The sequence below is a fragment of the Ruania rhizosphaerae genome (genome assembly GCF_009805705.1).
Lineage (GTDB): Bacteria > Actinomycetota > Actinomycetes > Actinomycetales > Beutenbergiaceae > Ruania > Ruania rhizosphaerae.
Map to the genome: position 1 here is coordinate 1 of NZ_VSMB01000014.1, position 22,602 is coordinate 22,602.

General features: G+C 68.0%; 29 protein-coding genes and 1 pseudogene. 5 read left to right on the forward strand and 25 right to left on the reverse strand.

Annotated features, from left to right (window positions below):
• The 3 genes from FV560_RS16425 to FV560_RS16435 form a co-directional block, all read right to left on the reverse strand.
• Positions 1–788, reverse strand: a 788-nt coding sequence (locus FV560_RS16425) for a recombinase family protein (RefSeq protein WP_159622654.1), incomplete at its 3' end; no start/stop codon positions are given.
• Positions 785–970, reverse strand: a complete 186-nt coding sequence (locus FV560_RS16430; protein WP_159622655.1) for a hypothetical protein — start codon at positions 968–970, stop codon at positions 785–787. The genes FV560_RS16425 and FV560_RS16430, both read right to left, overlap by 4 nt.
• The gene (locus FV560_RS16435) at positions 967–1,266 is read right to left on the reverse strand and encodes a hypothetical protein (RefSeq protein WP_159622656.1); all 300 of its coding nucleotides are present in this window, start codon (positions 1,264–1,266) and stop codon (positions 967–969) included. Before FV560_RS16435 ends, FV560_RS16430 begins: the two co-directional genes overlap by 4 nt.
• Positions 1,267–1,318: 52 nt before the next feature.
• Between FV560_RS16435 and FV560_RS16440 the strand changes: the two are divergent.
• From FV560_RS16440 to FV560_RS16450, 3 genes and pseudogenes are all read left to right on the forward strand, one after another.
• Positions 1,319–1,948 (forward strand): annotated as a pseudogene (locus FV560_RS16440) (CpaF family protein); the annotation flags it as partial.
• 106 nt (positions 1,949–2,054) lie between these two features.
• Positions 2,055–2,804 (forward strand): type II secretion system F family protein, encoded by a 750-nt coding sequence (locus FV560_RS16445; protein WP_338049713.1) that lies wholly within the window; start codon positions 2,055–2,057, stop codon positions 2,802–2,804.
• On the forward strand, positions 2,804–3,736 hold the full coding sequence (locus FV560_RS16450; protein ID WP_159622766.1) for a type II secretion system F family protein: 933 nt from the start codon (positions 2,804–2,806) through the stop codon (positions 3,734–3,736). Before FV560_RS16445 ends, FV560_RS16450 begins: the two co-directional genes overlap by 1 nt.
• A 554-nt stretch (positions 3,737–4,290) precedes the next feature.
• Here FV560_RS16450 and FV560_RS16455 read toward each other — a convergent pair.
• The 5 genes from FV560_RS16455 to FV560_RS16475 form a co-directional block, all read right to left on the reverse strand.
• Positions 4,291–4,593, reverse strand: a complete 303-nt coding sequence (locus FV560_RS16455; protein ID WP_159622659.1) for a hypothetical protein — start codon at positions 4,591–4,593, stop codon at positions 4,291–4,293.
• Positions 4,594–4,634: 41 nt separating this feature from the next.
• On the reverse strand, positions 4,635–4,853 hold the full coding sequence (locus tag FV560_RS16460) for a hypothetical protein (RefSeq protein ID WP_159622660.1): 219 nt from the start codon (positions 4,851–4,853) through the stop codon (positions 4,635–4,637).
• A gap of 122 nt (positions 4,854–4,975) precedes the next feature.
• A complete protein-coding gene (locus FV560_RS16465) occupies positions 4,976–5,386 on the reverse strand; it encodes a hypothetical protein (RefSeq protein WP_159622661.1) in 411 nt (136 codons plus the stop codon).
• A 41-nt stretch (positions 5,387–5,427) separates the two neighbouring features.
• Positions 5,428–6,414 (reverse strand): peptidoglycan-binding domain-containing protein, encoded by a 987-nt coding sequence (locus FV560_RS16470; protein ID WP_159622662.1) that lies wholly within the window; start codon positions 6,412–6,414, stop codon positions 5,428–5,430.
• 65 nt (positions 6,415–6,479) lie between these two features.
• Positions 6,480–6,812, reverse strand: coding sequence for a hypothetical protein (locus FV560_RS16475; protein WP_159622663.1), 333 nt, complete (start codon positions 6,810–6,812; stop codon positions 6,480–6,482).
• 161 nt (positions 6,813–6,973) lie between these two features.
• On the opposite strand from FV560_RS16475, the gene FV560_RS16480 reads away from it, so the two are divergent.
• Positions 6,974–7,288, forward strand: coding sequence for a hypothetical protein (locus tag FV560_RS16480; RefSeq protein WP_159622664.1), 315 nt, complete (start codon positions 6,974–6,976; stop codon positions 7,286–7,288).
• A 35-nt stretch (positions 7,289–7,323) separates the two neighbouring features.
• On the opposite strand, the gene FV560_RS16485 is transcribed toward FV560_RS16480, so the two are convergent.
• The 5 genes from FV560_RS16485 to FV560_RS16505 form a co-directional block, all read right to left on the reverse strand.
• Complete coding sequence (locus FV560_RS16485; protein ID WP_159622665.1) at positions 7,324–7,935, reverse strand: hypothetical protein; 612 nt, start codon at positions 7,933–7,935, stop codon at positions 7,324–7,326.
• 64 nt (positions 7,936–7,999) lie between these two features.
• On the reverse strand, positions 8,000–8,863 hold the full coding sequence (locus tag FV560_RS16490; protein WP_159622666.1) for a hypothetical protein: 864 nt from the start codon (positions 8,861–8,863) through the stop codon (positions 8,000–8,002).
• Complete coding sequence (locus FV560_RS16495; RefSeq protein WP_159622667.1) at positions 8,860–10,617, reverse strand: DUF5047 domain-containing protein; 1,758 nt, start codon at positions 10,615–10,617, stop codon at positions 8,860–8,862. The genes FV560_RS16490 and FV560_RS16495 overlap by 4 nt, the downstream gene beginning before the upstream one ends.
• Positions 10,617–11,432 carry a hypothetical protein gene (locus tag FV560_RS16500; RefSeq protein ID WP_159622668.1) on the reverse strand — a complete coding sequence of 272 codons (816 nt, stop codon included), beginning with the start codon at positions 11,430–11,432 and terminating at the stop codon, positions 10,617–10,619. Before FV560_RS16500 ends, FV560_RS16495 begins: the two co-directional genes overlap by 1 nt.
• Entirely contained in the window at positions 11,432–14,365 is a 2,934-nt protein-coding gene (locus FV560_RS16505) for a tape measure protein (protein WP_159622669.1), read from the reverse strand. The genes FV560_RS16500 and FV560_RS16505 overlap by 1 nt, the downstream gene beginning before the upstream one ends.
• A 60-nt stretch (positions 14,366–14,425) precedes the next feature.
• On the opposite strand from FV560_RS16505, the gene FV560_RS16510 reads away from it, so the two are divergent.
• Positions 14,426–14,890: a hypothetical protein gene (locus FV560_RS16510; RefSeq protein WP_159622670.1), complete on the forward strand. Its 465-nt coding sequence runs from the start codon at positions 14,426–14,428 to the stop codon at positions 14,888–14,890.
• Here the strand turns inward: FV560_RS16510 and FV560_RS16515 are convergent.
• From FV560_RS16515 to FV560_RS16570, 12 genes are all read right to left on the reverse strand, one after another.
• Positions 14,887–15,171 carry a hypothetical protein gene (locus tag FV560_RS16515; protein WP_159622671.1) on the reverse strand — a complete coding sequence of 95 codons (285 nt, stop codon included), beginning with the start codon at positions 15,169–15,171 and terminating at the stop codon, positions 14,887–14,889. The two genes, FV560_RS16510 and FV560_RS16515, sit on opposite strands and share 4 nt — an antisense overlap.
• A gap of 59 nt (positions 15,172–15,230) precedes the next feature.
• Positions 15,231–15,893: a hypothetical protein gene (locus FV560_RS16520; protein ID WP_159622672.1), complete on the reverse strand. Its 663-nt coding sequence runs from the start codon at positions 15,891–15,893 to the stop codon at positions 15,231–15,233.
• Between the two features lie 97 nt (positions 15,894–15,990).
• Complete coding sequence (locus FV560_RS16525; RefSeq protein WP_159622673.1) at positions 15,991–16,500, reverse strand: phage tail tube protein; 510 nt, start codon at positions 16,498–16,500, stop codon at positions 15,991–15,993.
• 1 nt (position 16,501) lies between these two features.
• Entirely contained in the window at positions 16,502–16,729 is a 228-nt protein-coding gene (locus FV560_RS16530; RefSeq protein WP_159622674.1) for a hypothetical protein, read from the reverse strand.
• 19 nt (positions 16,730–16,748) lie between these two features.
• Entirely contained in the window at positions 16,749–17,162 is a 414-nt protein-coding gene (locus FV560_RS16535) for a hypothetical protein (RefSeq protein ID WP_159622675.1), read from the reverse strand.
• Entirely contained in the window at positions 17,162–17,518 is a 357-nt protein-coding gene (locus FV560_RS16540; RefSeq protein ID WP_235020184.1) for an HK97-gp10 family putative phage morphogenesis protein, read from the reverse strand. Before FV560_RS16540 ends, FV560_RS16535 begins: the two co-directional genes overlap by 1 nt.
• Positions 17,518–17,922 (reverse strand): DUF6093 family protein, encoded by a 405-nt coding sequence (locus FV560_RS16545; protein WP_159622676.1) that lies wholly within the window; start codon positions 17,920–17,922, stop codon positions 17,518–17,520. The genes FV560_RS16540 and FV560_RS16545 overlap by 1 nt, the downstream gene beginning before the upstream one ends.
• 59 nt (positions 17,923–17,981) lie before the next feature.
• Positions 17,982–18,377: a hypothetical protein gene (locus FV560_RS16550; RefSeq protein ID WP_159622677.1), complete on the reverse strand. Its 396-nt coding sequence runs from the start codon at positions 18,375–18,377 to the stop codon at positions 17,982–17,984.
• A gap of 49 nt (positions 18,378–18,426) precedes the next feature.
• The gene (locus FV560_RS16555; protein WP_159622678.1) at positions 18,427–19,497 is read right to left on the reverse strand and encodes a phage major capsid protein; all 1,071 of its coding nucleotides are present in this window, start codon (positions 19,495–19,497) and stop codon (positions 18,427–18,429) included.
• Between the two features lie 14 nt (positions 19,498–19,511).
• A complete protein-coding gene (locus FV560_RS16560; RefSeq protein WP_159622679.1) occupies positions 19,512–19,865 on the reverse strand; it encodes a DUF2190 family protein in 354 nt (117 codons plus the stop codon).
• Between the two features lies 1 nt (position 19,866).
• Positions 19,867–21,354: a hypothetical protein gene (locus tag FV560_RS16565; RefSeq protein ID WP_159622680.1), complete on the reverse strand. Its 1,488-nt coding sequence runs from the start codon at positions 21,352–21,354 to the stop codon at positions 19,867–19,869.
• A gap of 192 nt (positions 21,355–21,546) precedes the next feature.
• Entirely contained in the window at positions 21,547–22,602 is a 1,056-nt protein-coding gene (locus FV560_RS16570) for a phage minor head protein (RefSeq protein ID WP_159622681.1), read from the reverse strand.

Genomic DNA, 22,602 nt, shown 5'->3' on the forward strand with positions numbered 1-22,602 from the left:
CGCAGCACCTCCGAGCCGCGCGACTTGCCAGCGTTGCCCGGGGTGTAGGCAGTCATTCCAGCCAGCACAGGGTTCCGCAGCAGATCCTCGACGGTCTTGTATCGCCAGCCCTCGCGCTTGCGGTGCGTCTGCGACGCCCGGGGGAGCGGCGCGTTCGATTCATTGAGCCACTGCACCACGCTGTAGATGGTGTCGCCCCGCTGCGCGCGCTGAACCATGCCGCGCACGTACTCGATACGCTCCGGGTCTCGCGAAAGAACCTTGCCGTCGCCGTCGGGGTTCGGCACGTTGCGCCAGCCGTACGGAACCGTCCCGCCCACCACACGCCCAGCCCGCAGCAGGTGGCCCCGTGCCGCCCGCACCCGGAGCGATATAGCCTCCGCCTCCATCTCGGCGAAGCCCGCTATCAGCCCGGCGAACGTGCGCCCGGTGGCGGTGGTCATGTCCAGGCTGTCCTTGACGGCCACCAGCGCCCGGTCCTGCTCCTGCAGCGCGGCCACCGACGCCCAGAAGTCCGTGATGCGCCGCGCCAGCCGGTCCACCTTCCACACGATGACAACGTCGTACGGCTCAGGGCTGGCCAGCAGCGCCCGCCACCCCTCGCGGTCCACAGGGCGGTTGGCCGTCGCGCTCACGCCCTCATCTGTGAAGGTGCCCACCACCTGCCAGCCCTGCGCGGCGGCGTACTGCTCGCCCGCCTCAATCTGCCGCTCAATGCTGACCGACTCTTCGCTGGTGATGCTGATGCGGGCGTACACCACACAGCGGCGGGCGGCGCCCGGGCTCATGCCTCGCTCCTTGCGTCGAGGTCCGCCTCGATGGTGTCCACGAGGCGCCGCCGCTCGGCGGCGGTGAGGTCCGCGTCGCGTGCTATTGCCATGGTCACCCCGAGAGCGTAGTTCGTCAGCTCGCTGTACGTCCGGGCAGCAGCGGCGAGCGACTGCCAGTTGGCCACCATCGCCCCGGTCACCGGTTCGCCTCCGCCTGGATCTCCCGCTCGACGGCGACCAGCGAGACCATCACCCAGCGGATGCGGCGCCCGGCACCCTTGCGGATGTACGCGTGGTTGGTCATGCGCGTCACGAGCTGCCCGGTCCGGGTCGGGCGCGGGGTGGCGAGGGTCTTGACCTCGTACCGCTTGCCCGAGGGCAGGTACACGGTGCAGATGTGCATGTCGCCTTCGCCGAAGGCGTCTGTGCGGATGACGGCCTCGATGCCGCGCTTGGTCGCCAGGTCGTAGAGCTCGGTCGCCTTGTTGGTGCTCATGGTGCCCTCTCCTTAGGACGGTGGGGTTGGCGGCGCTAAATGTACTTGGAACCTTCAGGGCAACACCCAATCGGGGAAAACCACCATGATCAACGCGCTTGGCGGGTCGATCCCAGCGAACGAGCATGTGATCACATGCGAAGAGGTTTTCGAACTGCAGCTCGCAGGACGAGACGTGGTCTCGCTGCAGTGCCGGCAGCCCAATCTCGAGGGCACCGGCGAGATCCCGCTGCGGCGCCTTGTGAAAGAGGCGCTGCGCATGCGTCCGGACAGGCTCATCATCGGTGAGGTTCGCGAGGCCGAGTCTCTTGACATGTTGATCGCGTTGAATGCGGGTATCCCCGGCGCGTGCACGATCCATGCCAACTCGGCCCGGGACGCCGTCGTGAAGATGTGCACGTTGCCCTTGCTGGCCGGTGAAAACGTCTCGGACCGGTTCGTGGTGCCGACTGTCGCAGCAGCGTTCGACCTGGTGATTCACCTCGACCTCGACCACACCGGGCGACGGCAGGTGAGTGAGATCGTGGCGCTGTCCGGCCGTGTGGAGCAGGGCGTGGTGGAGGTGTCCACCGTCTTCGAACGTCGTGGGGGTGAGCTGGTCCGGGGCGACGGATTCCCGCCGCATCCCGAGCGCTTCGTGCGCGCGGGCTTTGACCTCACTGAGCTGCTGGCGAGGCGTTGAGCGTATGGGGACAGTAGCCGGCCTGCTGCTCGGTGCAGGGCTGCTCTGCATCTGGTGGTCGTGCTGGCCACGCGCGCAACGATCACCGTCGGCACGGACCAGCCGCGTGCAGGATCTCCTCGTCCAGGCGGGGATGCCGGGCGTCGGTCCGGGTGGCCTCGTCGCAGTCTCGCTGGCACTGGCCCTGGTGGTGCTCGGCGTCGTCTACGTCTTGACGACGTCCCTTCCGATTGCCGCTGCGTTCGCCGTGCTGGCCGGCCTGGGTCCGCAGACCTACGTGCGTGCCCGAGCCCGACGGCGCAGGGTCGCCCTGCGGGAGCTGTGGCCCGACGTCGTGGATGACCTCTCGTCAGCCATCCGAGCTGGTATGAGTCTGCCGGAGGCGCTGATCAGCCTGGCTGACCGGGGCCCGGAACAGTTGCGCGGCGAGTTCACATCCTTCGCCGAGGACTACCGGGCGACGGGCCGGTTCGCCGACTCCCTGGACCGGTTGAAGGCGCGTCTGGCCGACCCGGTCGCGGATCGGCTCATCGAGGCACTGCGCCTGACACGCGAGGTCGGCGGCACGGACCTGGGGCGCCTGCTGCGCACCCTGTCGCAGTTCCTGCGCGAAGATCTCCGGGCGCGCGGTGAGCTGGAGGCGCGGCAGTCCTGGACCGTCAACGGTGCCCGGCTCGCAGCAGCGTCGCCGTGGCTGATCCTCGCCATGCTCAGCACCAGGCCGCAGACGACCGACGCCTTCAGTTCACCGCTCGGCGCCGTGGTCTTGCTGCTCGGCGGGCTCGCATGTGCGGGCGCCTATCTGCTGATGGTGCGCATCGGCCGACTCCCCGAGGACCAACGGGTGATGCGGTGATGTTCGGACACCTCTCACTGACCGGGGCGGGCATCGGCATGATGTTCGGCCTGGGTTGCTGCCTGGTGGTGTGGCGCCTCGCCGCGCGGCGGGTACGACTCATCGACCGGGTCTCACCCTATCTGCGCGACCAGGTAGGCACGTCCCGCCTGCTCGAAGCTCCGGCGACTCACACGCCCTTCCCCACCGTGGAACGCATGCTCCGCCCAGTGATCGGCGATGCCGCGGCGTTCTTCGAACGTCTTGGGAGTACAACGATCAGTATCCGGCGCCGCCTCGTGCGGGCCGGTCATCCGATGACGGTGGAGCAGTTCCGGACCGAGCAGGTGATCTGGTGTGCGCTGGGACTCGCTGCGGGACTGCTGTTCTCCTTCGTGCTGGCCGCCGCCCGAGGGACATCGGTTGCCGCGTTGGTGGTGCTCGTCGCTCTCGCCGGCCTGGCCGGCGTCCTTGCCCGCGACTACATGCTCACCCGCCAGGTCCAGGCTCGGGAGAAGCGCATCGTGAGCGAATTCCCCACGATCGCCGAGCTCCTCGCCCTGGCGGTAGGGGCCGGAGAGGCGCCGGTGTCAGCCCTCGATCGGGTGGCGCGAAGCACGCGCGGTGAGCTCTCCGGTGAGCTGACTCGCACGCTCGCCGACGTCCGTTCCGGGCGTAGCCTCACCGACGCGCTCGAGGGGCTGTCGCAACGGACGGACCTGCCGGGTATCGCACGCTTCGCCGAAGGCGTGGCGACGGCGGTCGATCGGGGAACGCCGCTGGCCGATGTTCTCAGAGCCCAAGCCCAGGACGCCCGCCGGGTGGGGCACCGAGCGCTGATGGAGGAGGGCGGCAAGCGGGAGATCGCAATGATGGTGCCCGTGGTTTTCCTGCTGCTACCCATCTCGGTGGTGTTCGCCGTGTTCCCGGGCTTGGCGGTGCTCTCCCTATGACCTGTACGAACCGATCCGAGACGACGAGAGATGACGCGCACGAGGCGAAGGAGACGATGATGCGACGCAGGCTGATCCACTGGCGGAGGCAGGTGGCTGCACGCTTGTACGAAGCCCCGGAGCGGGGCGATGTGCCCGGCTGGGTTTTGGTAACTCTCATGACTAGTGCCTCATCTCACCCGGGTGGAGAGGTCCGACCGCTCGCGCCATGATGGTGGCCATGCCGAGGGTGTGTGCTGTGATCGGGTGCGAGAGCCCCGTGAAGAACCGCAGCCTGTGCTCGTTGCACTACTCCCGCACCCTGTACGGGCGCCCGCTGTTGGGTCCGTCGCTGATGCGCGAGGGAGCGTGCCGTATGTGCGGGGCCACGTGGTGTGTCCTGCCCGGCAAGCGGCAGCCGAAACTGTGCGGGTCCAAGACGTGTCTGCGGTTAGCGATGATCGCTGAGGCGCGGGTGCGTACGCGGGAGCGTGACGAGCGGATCGTCGAGCTCATGCGGGCCGGCTGGAAGGTGGATGCGGTGGCCGAGGAGGTGGGGTCGACGCCGTCGACGGTCAGCCGGATCGCACGGCAGTCAGGGTTGCGGCGGTACCCGTACGCTCCACGTCGCCGGCACTGACCCACGCCCCGATCGTCCGCCGGCGATCGTCGAGGATCCGCACCAGCACGTCACCGCGGACTGTCCACCGCGTCGCCACCGTGCGCAGCTGCTCGGCACCGTCGACCGCCCACACGATCGTGGCCACCACCGGCACCGGCGGGGTGAGGCGGCACTGTACCCGCCGAGCCGGCACCGGGCGCGCGTTGAGGATCGGCTGGGTGCGGTCCGCGAGCTGCCACCACGACTCCACGGTCATGAGAGGGAGTCTCGCGCCAGGGGGTGACACTCCACGCTCACTCAGGACAGGCTGAGTAGGTAGTCCAGAAGAGCCTGCAGGCCGGGCAGGATCTTCAGCAGCACGAGCATCACGCGGGCGGCCAGGCCGTCGATCCGCTCGGAGAGCGTGGGGCGCTCCCGGGATACCTCACAGCGAGCGCTGAGCTGGAAAGACCGGCCCTCCTCGCTGGTGCTGTGGACATGGAGCAGGACCAGGGACTTCGACTTCTCGGTTGACATGCGATGAACTTGGCATTCCGGATCTCCTACCGTCCCGTCCTGGTTGCGCATGCCCCCGACGCACGAAATCGCCCCCACCCAGCCATCAGGCCAGGTGGGGGCGAATGCGCACCGGAGGTTCGCTACTCCTCGAGCAGTTCTTCGGTCGCCGACTCCGGCAGGTAACCGATCAGCGTCCGGATGAGCGTCACGGCTGCAGTACCAGCGGCGGTGACGGCGATGTCGTGCCAGGCAGCGTCCTGGATCAGCGTCACCGATGCCACCCCGGCTGCGACAGTCTGACCCAGGGTGCGTGCCACCCGGTACACCGCTGCCTTCCACGCCGGCACCTGGGTGCCGGTGAGTTCGGGCATTCGGAACAGTGCGGTGGCGAACGACGCGACAGCGACGGCACCGAGGAGGCCGCCGGCGTAGGCGAGCTCCACGTTGCCGGTGCCGATCTGCGACGCCAGCGGGATGAGCGCGGCGAGGACGGTGTACAGGACGCGCCACCCGGTGGCCTTCCACCAGGCGCCGGTGAACAACGGAGTCATAAGGATTCCCTTCTGTGTGCGCGCGTGGCGCGGGGTTGGCTTCATAGGTACTTGCGCTGCTGGTTGAGGTAGGACTGCAGCGCCTTCACGCTCATCGGTCCGAGCCAGCCGTCGATCCGGCCGGAGTACAGGCCCTTGGAGCGCAGGAACGACTGCAGCGCCTTGCGGGTCATCGGGCCGCGGATGCCGTCAATGCGGCCCTTGTAGAACCCGAGGTCGCGCAGCCACTCCTGCTCAGCCCTGATGGACAGGGACCCGAAGTCGCCGTCAATGTCGCCGTGGTAGTAGTCCACCTCGGGGGCGTCCAGGAGGATCTGGTACGCCGTGGCGGTGACCGGACCGAAGTCGCCGTCGCGGCGGAGCTTGGCGTACTTACGGCTCTTGCGCGGGGTCTTCTTGCCTGATCCGGTGACCGGCGCAGGCTTCTGCTTCGGCGGCCTCTTGACCGGCACGCCCTCGATGTAGTCCTGCGCCAGGTCGAAGATCTCGTCCAGCTGGTCGATGAACGCATCGGTTGGGCAGGTCTTGCCGAAGACGGTCGACCAACGCTGCCCGGTCTGATACCCGGACCAAGTCTTCCGGTTGGCCTTGTCGAACGCGCCGAAGTTGCCCTTGCAGCCGAGGCGGTGCCAGGCCAGACCGGTCGTGTCGTTGTAGCTGGCGATCCGGTTCGGCACCCCATGTTCGGTGACCAGGTGTGCGAATGCTCGGGCGTCGTTGTCGATCTGGTTGCCGCTCATCCGGTCGCCCGGGCGGCCCTGGTGCTCGACAGCGAAGGTCTTGCCGTTGCCGTCGAGGTCGGCATAGGCCTTGCGGTGGATCTCCTGGTGCTGCCGCATTGCCTCGTCCAACGGGTTGTACGCGTGGGCGTACGTCCTCCCTGGACCTTTGCCGGGACCGTAGATGTCGTCGGCGTCGGTGACGGCCATGTGCACCGTCATCCGCACCGGCCGGTTGGACAGCAGGGACCGCTTACTGATCGGGTCCCAGACGGCGCCGGGTAGGCGCCCCTTCTTGAGCGTGACCATGCTTGGATGCCTCCTGGCATGCGAAAGCCCCGCGCTCTGGCGGGGCTCGGGTGGGGGTGTCGGGGTCAGGCGCCCTGGGGGCGCGCGGGCGGCGGGGGTTCTCTTCGTGCCCAGATGTGCGCCTCCAGGACGTCGATATGGTCACCTTGGGCGCGGATGAGGACAGCGTCGGCGCGGCGGGCCGTCCAGAGTCGGTCGATCTCGCCCTGCATGCTCGCCTGCCTGGTCTCGCTGTCACGCAGGCGGGTCTGCAGGATCTCGACGTGCTGCATGATCGCTGAGGCGCGGTCGCGTTTCGTCTCACGGCTGTGGACCAGGGCGGCGCCGACGATGACGCCGACCACTCCGATAGCGGCGGCGACGATGGTTGCGATCGCCGCAGGGGGTAGGGCGGTCATACGACTCCTCGGAGGTCGGGGCCGATAGGTGGATTTACGTCAACGGGGACTGGAGGGCGCAGAACGCCACCGCCGTGGCTGCCCGTCGAGAGGGAGGAACGGGCACCGTTTCGATCCCGGAGGGCGGTCCGCACACCATCAGCGCCGGCACGGTGCAATACATGCACGGCGGCATCACGGCCGGGGCCAACGGCTTCTATGTCCCAGTCGACGGCATCTACATGGTCTCTGGCAGCATCCGTCTCGACCTGACCCCACCCCACGAGTTCCAGCTCCGGATCGTGGTGGGCGGAGTGGGCACGGTCATCGATCAGAGCGGATGGGAAACCCGGTACCTCGCAACCGCCACGACAGTTCAGATCGCTGCCGGACAGGACATCTTCCTACAGGTCTGGAACAACGGCACTGATCCAGTCGACATGCTGGACGGGATCGGTGCTCCGCATCTGGCCGTAGCGCTCATCGCGCGGACGTGACGCCTCAGTGACTCAGGGACACATCGGGTGACGGGTCACGCCTCCCAAACCGCTACCCAACGCGAGGTCGCGCCACTGGACGTGGCATCGACCTGATATCGGAGCGCGACCGACCCCGACGTCGTGACGTTCACGTGAGAGAAGTTCGATCCCGCCGACCCGGAACCGAACGAGATCTCCTTCGGGATCGGCATACCTACTGCAAGAGAGCCGAGGGCCACATTCTGGGCTCCGGACGTGATCGCGACGCCCGTTTGCTGCCAGGTCATGGTGACCATCGACGTGCCCGCTTCTGGGTCGGTATCGATGACAGCGGAGGCGTAGACCAGGGACCACCCGGATTCGACGGCGATGACGTCGGTGCCGGTTAGTCGCTCGCGGCGGAGGCGAGAGTCTCCTGCCTCGTAGGCCCGCACCCAATCCCCGTTGACGTAAATCCACTTAACGGCGCTCGACCCGGACCCGGTGAACGCTTCCATGCCCTCGACGGGGGAGGGGATCTCGGCCTCCAGGGCGGGCACGTCGGCGAAGCGCATGTTCAGTCGCCCGGCCGCCCACGTGACGATCGCGCTCATCTGGTTGGGACCGTCAGGCGGATCCGGGGGAGTCGGGTACGGGCCCTGCTGGACTGGCTCATTTGCGGGCATGCGGTCCTCCTGGGCATGGGTGAGGCCCCGATCGCGCTGGGCGTCGGGGTGAGGGCGGGAGAGGTCAGACTTCGGGCGGTGGGGTGTAGGTGAGTACCAGGGAAATCGCGAAACTGGCGGTCTCGTCGATGTCGTCGGTGTATAGCGCCAACCCGGTAGCGGCCCCTGAGATCAGGTCGTCCTGGAGTGCCTGCGGGATCGGCCATGTGGCCTGCTCGCCGTCACCGGCGCCCCACTCGGATGCGGCGGCCAACTGCCCGGGCAACCAGGGCCCGTGCGTGAGTGTCGGGGCGACGTTGTCAGCTGGCGGCGCTGCCTGTGTGTAGGAGTGACCCCACAGCACAGGGGAGACGAGCTGCTTGCGTGGCTGGTACGGGCCGTAGTCGCCGGCGCGGTCGACCCGCTTGACGCGAGCTAAGAGGCGCACGCCTGTCGCGCCGCCAGGGATCCGGTCGGGCAGGTCCTCCCAGGTGATCATGGTCGCCCACACGATGATCGGCGCCACGAAGTCGGGCGGCTCATCCCCGCCCTGGCGAGGGTCGGTGCCCTGCGTGGCCCACTCGATTCCATCCGGGTAGAAGAGGGTGGGGGACCACGTGCCGTCGTTGTCCTCGTCGGACATCTCCCAAGCGACCTCGTCAGTGGACGGCAGCGCCCGGGTCACGGGCTCCGGCTCGTCCACCTGGACAGTGGAGATAGTTCCGGTCACGAGTAGTCCATGAGTCCTGTCCCAGTGGACCGTGACGACGTCTTCGACGACGGGGGAGTAGGCGGATGCCTGCCATGGCACCCCGGAGACGGTCTCGCCACCGAGATCCAGGGTGAGCGTCCCCGTAGGGGCGTCAACCTCGAGGACGGTGCCGAGTCGCCACCCCGAGGTCGTCATGCGGGCGAGCATGTTCGCTGTGGACTGCCCGAGCGATGTCATGCGACCACCTGCCGGATGTCGCGAGTGCTCATCTGGAAACGGCCCCCTGCTGCGAGATCGAAAGTGATGGAGTCGACGACGTGCCGGCGGATCGTGTTCGCGTCGGTCGGGTCGGTCCACAGGTCGATCACGTCGAGCGCCTCCAAAGCGACGTTCGGCACCGCGCCGATGTCCACCGAGGACGCGGCACCGGTGGAGCGCGCGAGCTCGGCCGCCGCGGCACGTCGTGCCTGTGTCACGGTTGTGATCGTTGGGATCGCCTGGAACTTCGTCACGTGCCCATAAGCACCGGTCGATGGTGCGCCGTAGCGAGTGGGCGAGGACGAGTCGGTGTCCGTCGCGATCGCGGACACCGGGGGAGCGCCAGAGGAAGGGTTCTCCCCGCGCGTTACCACCCGGTTGTAGACGCGCTCACGACTGGAGGATTGATCCGCGGAGACAAGCACGCCCGCGTGGTCGACCGTGTAGTACTCGATCACGTCGCGGGTGTCGCCGTCGAAGAATGGTCCCGCCACCGTGGAGGCGTACGCCATGGTGAAATCCAGCTCCACCGCGTCCGGCAGTGTCGAGGAGACCAGGCCGACCGTCGCGCGCGCAGAATCGAACTCGCTTGCGACTTCCACCGTCCCGGCCACTTCGGCCCACTCGCCCGCCGTCAGCGGGATCGGGGATAGGTCGGTGCTGGCCACAGTGGAGAACCCGTCCCGGGCGGACACCCGGGCCCAGTCCATCGTCACGTCCGCAGTGGAGCGCGCCCACAGCGACATGTGCACGGCGGTGTTGGAGCCAGCCATCGGGACACTGACCTGCGCGTACCGCTGTCCAGATCCGTCTCCGACCAGCCGCAACAGCCCGATACCGCCATCAGGGCCAGGCTCGTCTACTGCGACCGGGCCACCGAACGTTCCCCATGGGCCTAGATCCTCACCTTCGCGCGGACGTGGGACCGTGACATGGTTGGTGCGGGTCACCACGTCCAGCGTGGTCTCGATGGAAGTCGACTCCCCAGTGGTGCCGGTCCAGTCGTAGGTGGTGACAGTGCGTTGCTCCTGGGTCGAGTACTCCGACGCGATCCGCCACACCGGTGGCGAATCCAGCGTCGGAGCGTCACGGATCACAAACCGACCTGCAGCGTCCGCATAGACGACAGCTCCGATGCCCTTAGCGATCTGAGTGATGGCATCCCACCGGTCCTCATCGAACGTCGTCCGCCGCACGCGCGCGTCCTGCGTCGCAGATGGGATCACCACGAACGCCGGGTCGGTCTCCTGGATCAGGTCAGTGATCAACTGCTGCGCCGACGAGGACGAGACGGTACGAGGATTGGAGAAGCGGTCGTCCGCGATCCACGCCTCACGTGAGACACCCTTGATCTGCACGCCCGACTGGTCCAGCAGCGACCCGTCCACGTCATCAATGCGGTACATCCCGCACGGAACCCACTCCACGACACCGTTCGGATACACCAGGCCGTGGCGGAGCGTGATCTCCTGTCCGTAGTGACCCAGCGGCGCATCCCACGACTCGGGCAGCGCCGGCCGGTCACCATAGACACCCTCACGCAACCGTGGAGCGATGATCAGTGTGCACTCACGTCGCGTGATCCGGTGCGCAGCCACCGACACCCGAGAGCCCTGCGTTTCCACCGGCAGATCCGAGTACAGCCGGACGCCGCCCTTGTTCACGTCAGCGCGGATGACCACCTCATGCGGGGACTGGATCGCCTCCAGGTAGGGGCTTGTGACGGGCCACATCACGCCCCCTGGAGTAGGTCGAACCAGGTCGGGTTGGCGTCGATGACGTCCTGCCAGGTGGCGTACTGATCCATCACGCCCTGCCAGGTGGTCCCGGTCGAGCGGACACCCAGCCCGGCGGGCATGTCGGTGGCGACGAGGGAGAGGGCATAGTTCCGGCCGTCGTAGTGGGCGTAGCTCATCTGCGCCGGGTTCGCCCGCGACCACCCGGTGACCAGGTACCAACCTGGTGTCAGCTCCGGCTCGGCGGCCGCGTCCTGGATCAGCACCACCCGCGCGCGCTGGAGCAGCCCCTCCAGTGCGCGGGCAGCACCTGCACCCTTCGTGCCGACGATGATCGGCGCCTGGAGAGTGTCTGATCCCGCCCACTGTGCGATCGCCTTGGGTCGGGCGGCCGGGTCGGACTGGTGGATCTGGTAGGCGCCGCCCCGAGTCGCCGAGGACACGTCCCCGATCCCTCGGAAAATGACGTTCTGCGTGAGGTCCGGCTTCCCAGGTGCCTTGATGAAGAAGTCACATGGTGGGGCGCCCACGGTCGAGACGCTCTGCGACTCCTGTGCAACTGGGTCGCCGAACTCGTTGAACCCGTACACGGTGTACTGGACGTTGGTGTTGATTGGCATCTCATGGTCAGTGCCGATCCAGTACCCACCAGCCACCCACAGGTCCTCCACGCCCCGCACCGGGATGACCGGGTAGCCGGCCGACTGGCGTTCGATCCGGATCTGCGACACCGCAGACGGCCACATGCCGCCATCGACCACGATCCGCACCGCAGCCCACGCCGGGTCGTAGGTGGCTTCAAGGATGGGCATCATGGCCTCCCTGCGTATCGGTAGGAGTCGGCCTGCTGGGTGAGAGCGCTGCCGATCCGTCCATCGACGATCCGAGCCAGGCCATCCCCACTGATCTCCAGGCGGCCGGTGATCGCCATGCCGTCCAGAGACGGTGCCGCAACGTTCACTGTGGGGGCTGACGGCGCGGTTGGGAGGAATGTGCGGCTCACAGGACCACCGGTGGCGTAGGCGCGCATCCGGCGACCGGAGCGGATCTCGGCTCGCATCGCCTCAATCGCCGAATGCCCGCCCGCCATCTGTACCTCGCGGGCCGTGAGCATGTGCTCGCCGTTGGACGCCATGATTGGCACCGAGTCCGACGTGCCACTCCCGGGGCCGGAGATGGCACCACCGGTGGCGTAGCCCTCGGGCAGTCTCCCAAGAGCGCTGTCGCTACCCCCGCCACGCACTCGCCTGGTGTAGACGCTGATGGTCGCTGACCGGCCGTTGATGTCCCGGACCAGGTAGTCGACACCCTGGCGAGCGCTGTAGGTGTTGGCGCCGACCTGCACATCCGTGCCGCGGTCACTGGTGGAGTCCAAGAAACCGTTCACGTCCAACCATGCCGGACTCGTGTTTGCGCCCAGTTGCGTGTCAGTGGTGTCGTTCGCCCAGTCGTTCTGCGCCTCACGGACCGAGTCGTCAGCTGGGCGCGTGTTCGCGTCCAGGTTCGTATCCGTGACGTCGTCCATCATGGTGCGCTGCCACTCCGCGACCGTGTCGTCCGCGTCGGTGGTGTCCGCGTCCAAACCAGTGGGCGTGGTGGTGTTCTCCCAGTCGCCTGTCATCGCGTTGAACTCGCTGACGGCCTCAGACGTGTCAGCGTCGAGCCCGATCGGGCGGGTGCCCCGGTCAATCACATCCGAGATCGCTTGCCCGGTCCCCGCCCAGGCGTCCACAAGCTGCTGCCGCTGCTCCGGTGTGCCGTCAACGAACGCCTGCAGCGCCGCCGCGCCCTCCTCACCGGAAGCGACCATCTCCTCGACGAACGCCCGGTGCGCTTCCTGGCCTGCGCGAGGGACCTCGTCAGCGATCTGACCGAGGGCCTCGCGGTAGTTCGCAGCCCAGTTCTCTGTAGCCTCCCGCTGGGCCTCCAGCTCGGCAATCCAATCCTGCATGGACACCGAGGCGCCGTCGTAGAAGTCCTCCCACGAATCCGACGCGTCCTCCGTCGCCGCCGAGGTCGATTCGGCGATCTCGCGGTTCTTGTCGATTACGGACTGGTAGGAGCCCACGATCGAGCCGAATGACTCACCAGCCGACTGTGCTGTGCCAGCCCACTCCTCGGCCTGCTCCTGTGCAGCCTCCTGAGATGCCGCCAGAGTGTCCGACCCGCCAGCCGCGTCGTAGGCGCCCTCCTCGAGACCCACGAGCGCGTCCCGATAGGACGGCATCAGTTCGAGCAGTTGCTCCTGCGTGACACCCATCTCAGCAGCGCGATCAGCGAGCATCTCGAACTGCGCTGCCGCCTGCTCGGCATCACCACCCTGCACCATCCCAGAGAGGGAGTCGCTCATCGCGGCGAACGCGTCCCTAGCGCCTTGCACATCATCAACGAACGGGCCACCAACAGCCTGGTTGAGGCCCGAGAGTGCACGGTCTGCGCGGTCGATGATCCCGCCACCGGTGAGGGTCTGCAGCGACTCACCGAGACTGTCATACGCACCAGATAGGCCCTGGAATGCTGTGTCGTAATCGCCGGTGCGCAGCGCGCGGGACAACTCGTTAGCGCCGGCGGCGCCCCCATACATGGCATCACTGAGTGCGCGGGACGCGGCGCCGGCGGCCTGCACTGCCACGGCTACAGCTGCGGCCCGGATGGCGATCCTGCCCAGCGTGGGGCCGAAACGACGGAGCCCAGCTTGGGCTCGGGTGCCCGCGGGTCCGAGGTTCCCGAGGGCGTCGTAGAACGCGACCATCCGGGGGACCGCGAGCAACGCACCACCGGCGAGGAGGGATGCGGCGCCGGTCAGCCCGATGATGCCCGCGACGGTGGCCTTCAGTGGGCCGGGCAGGTCCTGGAAGCCGCGAGCGGCGTCAGCGAGGTTGTTCAGCCAGTCGACAAGGAGGCCACCGCCCTCGGGGTCGACGAGCACCGTGACGAGCTCGGAGGACAGGTCACGGAACGCGGCCTTCACTCGGTCGACGGCGCCGACCATGGTGTCCTTGACGTTGTCCGCCGCGCCAGAGAACCGCTCCTGCATGCCAGCAGCGAGAGCATCGAGCGCGTCCTGTGCGTCGAGAGTGCCATCGGTAATGGACTCACGGATCTCGGCGCCGGTCATGCCCATCTGGGACCCGATGAGGGTCGCGGCGTCGATCCCGCGGTTGCCGAACTCACGCAGGTCAGTGGCGGTGATCTTCGCGGACGCGCTGATCTGGGAGAAGATGCGGGACAGTTCGGCAACGTCGTGGTTGGAGCCGCCGGCGGCTGCGACACCGTTCTCGATCGCGTCCAGATAGGGGATGACGCGTTGGGCTTCGATGCCGAAGCCGAGCATCTGCTGCTGCGCCTGAAGCCACACGTCCCTCGCGAACGGGGATTGGCGAGCGAATTCATCGAACTCGGCCATCTGCGCCGCCACCTGCTCGGCCGATCCGAGCATGGTGGTCAACGCGGCACGGGACCGTTGCTGCAGGGTGTTGTATGCGATGCCAGTACGTCCGGCGGCCACGCCTGCGGCCGTGATGCCCGCGCCAAAAGCCGTGAGCCCGGCGCCGGCGGTCGTCCACGCCTGCTCGTTCTCCCGCGCAGACTGCACGATGCTGCGCACAGCCGTCTGCGACCGCTGGGAAGTGCGCTCCGTAGCGCTGCCGACTTCCTCCACAGACCGGGACGCCTGCCCCATCGCCCGGGTGAATTCGGAGATCTGGGCGACGAGTCGGACGACGACGGAACGCTGCTCTGCCACGAGGGAACCTCCCCTCGTGCGGGTGCCATGCGGTTGACTGTGCTGATGGAGAGATCACTGATGACAGCCATCGCTGCGAGCGTGCTGTTCTTAGCCGGATGTACCGCCAACGACGGCGAAGCGAGCGCCGCTCCTGATGAGCCGAGCAGCTCCGCGGCTGTAACGGAGGAGCCGAGCGAGGCCGAAGCCTCGGAGATCGACGTGCAAGGTGCTGTCGGGTTGGGGGGCGGCGCAGTGCTGCATGACGTACCCGAGGACGGGATGTGCATGGGCCACTCAGAGTGGACCGTGATCAAGGAGGGCGTGCAGGTCACGATCGAGGACGCAGCCGGTTCCATCGTGGCGACCACCACGCTGAGGGCCGGCGAGCGCTATCAGGACAGCGAAGACTGCCTCTGGTGGTTCGAGGCGTCCGTTCCTACCGGTGGCGAGTTCTATTCCGCCCATGTGCTCGATTGGTCTTCGGACGTCGTGCCAGAAGATGAGGTGAGCTTCACCCCGTTTGCAGTCCTCCCAGCCGGTTAACCCGTCACCGGGATCACCAACGGCGGCAACGGCTTGTCTGCCGGGCGGGTGTCCACCACATGCAGCACCGCACCCGGGTCAGGCTTCTCCGTGTCCGCCCGCGCCCGGTCCGCGGCCGCGCAGGCGTAGCAAACGTCCCACTCGGCCTCGAACCACCCATCCATCTCCGGATTGAACGCCCGCCCCACCGGGTGACCGCACGAATGCAGGCCGGCCTCGTATGTCAGGAGCCCTTCAGCGAGGGTGCGGTCACGTTCCGACCAGCTGCTCAGGTATTCCATCGGGCGCACCTGCCATGCCCGGGCTGCCCGCAACGCCAGCAGCAGCCCGGGCTGTTCGGTCAGCTCGTCGGCAACCCTTTTGGGGCCACCACCTCCACGTCACCATTCGTGGCCTGCGAGATCTTCTGCACCAGAGCGGTGAGCTGCTTCTTCCCGTGCGGACGAACCGCGATCCGCCGCACCTGCTCCAACGAAACACCCGTCACGCTCCCCTTCGGGGTGACGACCTCATCCACACTGGCGACGATGAACCGGTAGTTCCGCTCGTCCATCGCGACAGCGATCTTCTTCGCCACGGCATCACGGTGGGGCAGCCACTTCTCATAGGCTGCCGCGTACGCCTCCTCGGAGGAGTACTGGTGCCGCTGCGGCTCCGGGCGCGCCTCGGGGAGCGGGTGCTTCTCGGTGATTTCATCGATGAGCTCCTGCGCGAGGGCGTGGCCCCGCCACACCGCCTTCGACGCCTCCCACTGCTCAACGACACGTTCCATCTCCCTGAGGAGATGGTTCACGCGGGAGGTCTCGCCCATGGACTCTTCGCCCGCCGGCGCGTTCTCGTCGGCGCGGGTGGCTTCGTCGTACTGGCGCTTGAGGTCCTCCATGACGGAGGCGAGGGCGGGGTTGTTGTAGATGGGGTGTTCCCACCGGGCGGTGGTGCCGGAGTCGATCCAGTCGAGCAGATCGAACTCGGCCGCCTCAGGGGTGGTGGTGTTCTCGGACACGGGGTGCTCCTTCACGGGGTTTCACGGGTCTGCACGGGTTGGACCTGCCGGGGCCCGGGACCCGTGAACACAGGCCCCGGCAGGTGACAAAGAGGGATCAGACGCCCGCGGCGACGACCCCTGTTTCCTTCCACTGCACACCGAGCGGCACGATGCGCTTGATGAACCCGGTGAACCGGTCCGTGGGAACCTGCGGCTCATCGGTGACGACCTCGTACACGACGTACTCGTCTCCCTCGGCCCAGTCGACGTCCTCCTCGGGACCGTCCCGCTCGACGAGCCACAGCGTGGTGCCCTTCGTCTTGAGCAGGTCCCACACCTCCATCGCCGCCGGGTCGGGCTGCCCGGTCTCGTCCAGGTACCAGAACGGGGTCACACTGCCCTCGTACTGGGTGGGTCCGGGGGTGTTGCCCTCGCCCTTGCGGCACATCTCCTGCTCGGTGATCGGGGTGGACCCGGTCGCGGAGAGCCGGTAGTCGGACTTGTTGATCGAGCACGCGGCCTCGGTGCCAGCGCCGAGCTCGGTGATGGTGATCGCAGCCACATCTGCGGGCTTGGTGGTGAGCGCGGTCAGCTTGACCCGACCGTCAGCCAGAGTCTTCGGCATGTCACTTCTCCTTCGTGGTGTTGGCCCCGGTCGGGGACTCCTGAGTGGCCGGCTCGGTCACCTTCGCGGCGTCCGTGCCGGTCTGCGGCTTCGGCTCCTGCGCCTTCTGGCGGGGGGTCTTGGACAGGTGACGCCCGAACTTGCGGTGCCCGATGAAGTACTCGGGCACCCGGTGCTGCAGCTTCTTCCCGGTGCGGGTGTCGTAGGCGTCGACGAACTTCGTGGCCATCACGGCCTCCTCGAGGTGGTTAGGGGATCTGGACGGTGAACAGGACGGGGTAGAACCACCGGTGCGGGCGGGTGGTGGTGTCCTCGGTCGCGAACGTGGGTACGTACTCCTGCCGCACGAACCCGCTATCGGGGGTGAGTCGCACCTTCTGGGTGAACGCGGCCAGCGTGCGGGTGAGGGCCCATTCGGCGTGCGAGATGGTGCCGCCGGCGCAGGTGACCTGGAACTGCCACCGCCCGGACCCGACGTCGCCGCACAACGCCTCGTCGGAATCGCCCGGGCGGCCGGTGTTGCCCGGGTAGAGCCGCACGTATGGTCCGACGAGTTCGTCAGGACCGACGGGAGCGTCCTCGTTGACCGATCGCAGCAGCTGCAGTCCCTCGTTGATCAGGAGGGTTTCGGCGGCGACGCGGAGCTGGCGTGGTGTGGGCATCAGAGCGCCTTGTCGATGATCTGGCCCATCGCCTTCTCGAACCCGGGTCCGTTGCGGTCTAGGGCCGGGCCGAGGAACGCTCGGGGTGCCATGCGGGAGGTTCCGAACTCGACGAACGCGCCGTAGTTCACGGTCGGGCCGACCTCGCCGGTGATGGTGTCGGCACCGGTGCTGACCTGGCGGGAGATCGAGTTCTGCAGGGCGCCGGTGTCGACCGGGGCGAAGATCTTCGCGTCACGCTCCACATCGGCGGTGACCTTCTGTACCACGGTCTCGGCCAGGGGGCGCGCCCGTTCGCCCGCGCGGGCGAGGTCTACGGCGAGGGTGTGGAAGCCGGAGCCTTCGATCATGACCATCAGGGATTCACCGCCTCCGTGGACTCGTTGTGCGTGCAGAACAGGTCCCGCTCGAACCGCTCACTGCCGAGGAGCACGTCGGTGACCGTGAACATCTCGCCCGGCAGGTTCGGGTCGTTGATCGCGTCGGTCACATGGACCTCGTAATCCGGGTGAATGGCGGGCGCGTCGGCGGGGATGGTGATGAGGTAGCCGCGGTACTCGACCTGCACACCGGCCTGGACAGCCTCGCGGCCGGAGGCGATGCGCTGCACCCGGCACGGGGCATCCTCGGTGGCCTGCGGGTCGGGGTACACCTGGAATGGGACAGGCGGGCCGTAGCTGCCGGTCTGCTCGTCCCAGGGGCCGCGGGTGGTGCGTGCAGGGTCCGTGATGACGCAGGTGGCGTTCATGGATGTGCGCATCGCGGGCTGGTGATGCGCTGACCAGCCGGTCGGGATGATCCGTGTCGACGGGAACGGCATCAGATCGCCTGCTCTGTCGCTTCCGGGCCCGGGTAGGGGTGGAACTCGATCACGTCGAGGAAGCCGGCGTTGTCGTCCTCGTCGGCCTGGCCGCGCAACTGGCGGGCGAGGGCGCGGAGAGCGTCGGCGACCTTCGCCCCGTCAGTCGTCAGATCTTGGGAGCGGATCACCTTGGACACGAGGACCTCGGACACGGCGATCGCGTCGAGGGCGGCCGCCGCGGCCCGCTTCACCCCAGCCTCCATGGCGAGGAGTCCGTCGATCTGGTCGTCGGTCAGGACCAGGTTGCTCTCGTTGACGTCGGCGATGAGGAGGCGGACCTGCCCGACCTCAGTGTTGTAGTCGATGGCCACGAGCTCACCTCCACTGTTCAGGTAGGTGCGGGTGGGTGTCATCCCTGGTGATGGCAGGGGCGACACCCACCCGCCGGTTGGGGCGCCTGGGTCAGGACGCGCCGGTGGAGGCGTACGTCGCCGTCGGGACCACAGTCCCGGCGCCGGTGACGTGCCGGACCCGGTACTGGATGGTGTCGTCGTCGAACGACCCCTCCTCCGGAGCCACGGCGCCACCGCCGACCCGGTTGCCGGCGTCGGCCTTGACCCGCAGGTCCGGGTCCTCCTCACCGCGGAGGAAGCCGGTGACGAGCGCCGGGCGGTTGTTGTTCTGGTTCGGGTTCGGGAGCACGAACCAGTTCGTGGCCGCGTTCGTCCCGGTGTTGACGACGGTCAACCACGGGTTCACCACGAGCTCCACCAGGCCGGTGAGGTAGTTCGACTCCACCGTGGTGGTGTTCCCGTCGGTGCGGCGGATCTCCGTCGCGTTCAGGATCCGCCGAGCCTGCATCTCCAGCGTTGGCGGAACCATCAGGACGGCACCGGAGACCACGATCGGACGCTTCTCGTTGTCCTTGCGGGTGCTGATGTTGGTCAGCGCCGCTTCGAGCGACTCGGTGCTCAGCGCCGCGGTGCCCGGGGCATTCTTGTTCGCCGTCTTGAAGAAGTCCGTGTTCAGCGCGGTCCCACCGCTGTTGAACAGGGTCTTCGCGGTGACGATGTCCTCGGTCTCCCGGGCTGCGACAGCGAGTCGGGAGGGGAGGTTGCGGAATGCGTCGAGGTCGTCGTTCTTCAGCATTTCCCACGTGAGCGGGAACCGGTCGCCGTACTTCTCGACCTTGAACTCGTACTTCGCCTCCGACAGCTTCCGTGCCTTGTACTCGGTGGCCTCCGGCACCCGGGTGAGTCCGGCGCGACCGCCCAGGAGGTCGATGAGCGACTTCGGGCGGAAGTCGGGCACAGTGGAGCGGGTGGAGTACCGCTGCCACACAGCCGGGACGCTGGCGTACTCGCCGAGCATCTCCCGGCTGTACGCGGCACCGAGGAGGTACGGGAAGTCGCTGGTCGTCAGCGTCTCCAGGACCTCGGCGCGTGCACGAAGGTCGCCCTTCAGGACTCGGTCGAACAGGCGGCGGGCTTCGACGATGCGCCGGTTGCGCCCCTGCGTCTGGGTGGTGCTCATGATGCGGTCTCCTCTCAGACCTGGGCGGTGCGGACGGGGATCGGGCCCTGCGCGGCCGCCTTCGTGGCGAGCGCGTACCCGAACAGGGTGTTGTCCGTGGCGGTGGCGGACAGGACCGGGTTCCGGGTGGAGCCGTCGCCCTGGTAGTAGACGGGCGTGCCGACAGCGGCGATCGCGCCGTCGACCTCGAAATCGTGGGCGCCGTCCAGCCACACCGACGCGTGGGTGGAAGCGTTGCCGCCCTCACCGCGCTTCGTCTGGGCGACGCCCTTGAGGGAACCCACGATCACCGGGTCACCCGGGAGGGTGCCTGCGATGACGGGCAGGGACAGGTGGTCTGCGTGGCGGTAGACCTCGTTCGTGGCCATCTCAGGCCTCCTTCCGGGTGATGCCGAGCTCACGGTCGAGCTCTTCCTCGGTCAGGTCCTCCGACTCCGAGGCCCGCTTTCCGCCTAGGCCGCGGACGCTGCCGGCACCGTCGGTCTCGGCGAGGCGTGCGGCCTCGGTGGTGACGGTGGTGGTGAACGCCTCGGTGTCGAGGCGGCCCTCCTTGGTGCGCGGCAGGTCGGCCAGGAGGCCGCGGGTCTGCAGCTGGTCGAAGTCGTAGTCGGCTTCGGCGACGATGCGCGCCGCGGCCGCGGCGTCGGCGGTCTGGCGTGCTTCGTCACGCTCGGTGATGGCCTGGTCGCGCTCGGACTCGAGCGCGGTGGCCCGGCCGGCGTCCTTCTCGAGCTGAGCCAGCCGGCTCTCCTCGATCTGGATCTGTGCCATGGTGTCCTCCCTGGACTCGTTGGCGGTGGACTGCCCGGCCGGACGGCTCGGGACACTTGGGGCCGACGCTTCGTCGGCGTTGATGGGGATGTACTCGGTGCGCACCCGCACCTCGGTGCGGTCCCCGGTGAGCGCCGTGGCGGCGTCACCAGTGGTGGTGTAGGTCTGGGCGTAGGTGCCGGCGTCGTCGCCGCTGTCGAGTTCGAACCAGACCGTGGCCTCGTCGAAGTCGCGGACCCACACCCACCGGTCCTGCTCGCCGTAGGCGTCCTTCACCAGGGCGGACAGTTGCTCGCGGCGGTCGTTCGCCGTCGCTTCCGACGCGCCCCGGCGGGCCTCGGTGACCTCACCGGTCGGGGGCTCGTCCCACAGGTCCCGGGCGTAGAGGTCGCCGGCGTCGGTCTGCACGCGGGACGTGAACGCCCCGAGGGCGTCACCGATCCCGGCGGAGAGGGTGATGCGTTCGTCCCGGGTCAGCTTGCCTTCGCCGTACATCTCGTCGGCGAGGTTCGTGAACGCCTGGTGGATGCGTGCCTCGAACCAGCCGCCCACGTTCCTGGCCTCCACGGCCTTCGCACGGGCGGACTCGATCACTTGCAGCACCCGGCCACCACGGCCAGCCTTGGTGACGAAGTCGACGGACTGGATCTCACTGATCTGGGTGGCGATGAGGCCCTCGTGGCCTTCCCATTCACCGTGCTCGCCCTCGATGTACCCACGGATGGACAGGCCGATCGCGTCGGCCATCTCGTTCACCGCGGTGCGGTAGGGGGAGAACACGCGCACGTCAGCGTCGAGGGCACGCGCCTCAGGGACGTAGATGGCGTCGGTGGTGGTGACGCCAGCGAGGTCCCGCACGGACCGCTCGGGCCGGTCCATGTCCTCCGTCGTGGACGGGTGGTCGAAGTACACGTGCGTCCCGGCGGGAAACACGCGGGCCTCGGCCGCAGCCCGGAGGGTGGTGTCGGGGTAGATCGCCGAGCTGCCGCGGCCGGCGTCGATGAGCCGCACCCGCAGGTGCCCGGACGCGTTGGTCGCTTCCCGGATCGGGCGGGCAGTGTGAGTGAGGGTGATCGAGGTGGCCACGACAGTTCGCCTCCTGGTGGGGGATGATGGGCCGGATGGCCAGCGAGGATCGGGTGGATTGCGACGCGCACGACTGGGTGCTGCGTGAGGTCGTCATGGACTGGGACGGGTCACACCTGCTGCACGAATGCCGTGCGTGTGGGGCGGAGGCGTTGGAGGGTCCGGACGAGCTGACGGGGCGGCCGCCGACGATCAGGCGGTCAGCGCCGCCACAGGGGTGACGGTGTAGGAGTCACGCCACCCGGTGGTGTGTCGCAGGCGGGTGAGGTCGTCCCAGCTGATGTCACCGTCCTGCAGCAACTGCAGTCGGCGGGGGCCCATGATGCGGGCCTGGTCGGTGGCCGCGAGGTTGTCGAACCATGCGCGAGCGTCGGGGATGATGTCTGGCGGTTCGTCGATGTCGAACCCGAGTTCCCGCCATGTCTTGGTGACGGGTAGGCGTGCGCAGCGGCCCTGCTGGTGATCGTGTGGTCCCGCCTCGCTGGTGGGGTGGAGGCTGCCGTGCTGGGCGAGGCAGGAGGGGCAGGTGCGGGTGTCCAACGTGGCCATCCACCGCCACCCGGTCAGCGTGGTCTCGTTGGCGATGTCCTGTGCCTGCGCGGCCGCCCTGTACGCGTCAAGCATCTCGGTCCGGGAGATGACCAGCGCCCTCGTGAGGCCCCCGTTGAACCCACCCTCTAACCGTCGCAGCATCAGGGCCGCGACCTGACGCGGGTTATCACCAACGGCCACGCCACGGATCAGCTGCGACCGCATGACCGCGATCGCTTCTACGGACAGGGGCCGGGTGGCGGCGTGAATCTGTGTCGTGGTGCGGGTGACGATCTGTTCCAGCTGGGCGGGATCGACCCGGTTGAACCGGGCGACGAGTTCCGCCGTCGAACCAGCCGCGGGCGGGAGTTGTGAGCCGGTGATGCGCGCCTGCCACAAGGCGGCGTCGCCGGTCAGGTCGGGCAGGTCCTGCAAGATCCGCACGTCCAGGTCCTGTGCGAGGCCGTCGAGGGCGTCCCTGGTGGCGTCCATCGCCCGCCACACCCGGTCCGCCCGCGCCAGCTGCGCCCTGGACGGCCACCCGTTCGCGGTCGAGGCGGCAGCGAGCTCGGTGAGCGCAGCGTCCCACTCAGCGGCGAGCTCGTCCCACGCCGTCGCCCATCCACGCACGAGGTCGCGGCCGGCCTGGTCGACGGAGTCACCGACACGGATCCGGAGCCCTGCAAGGAGGCGGAGGGTGTCGGGGGTGACGGCCAC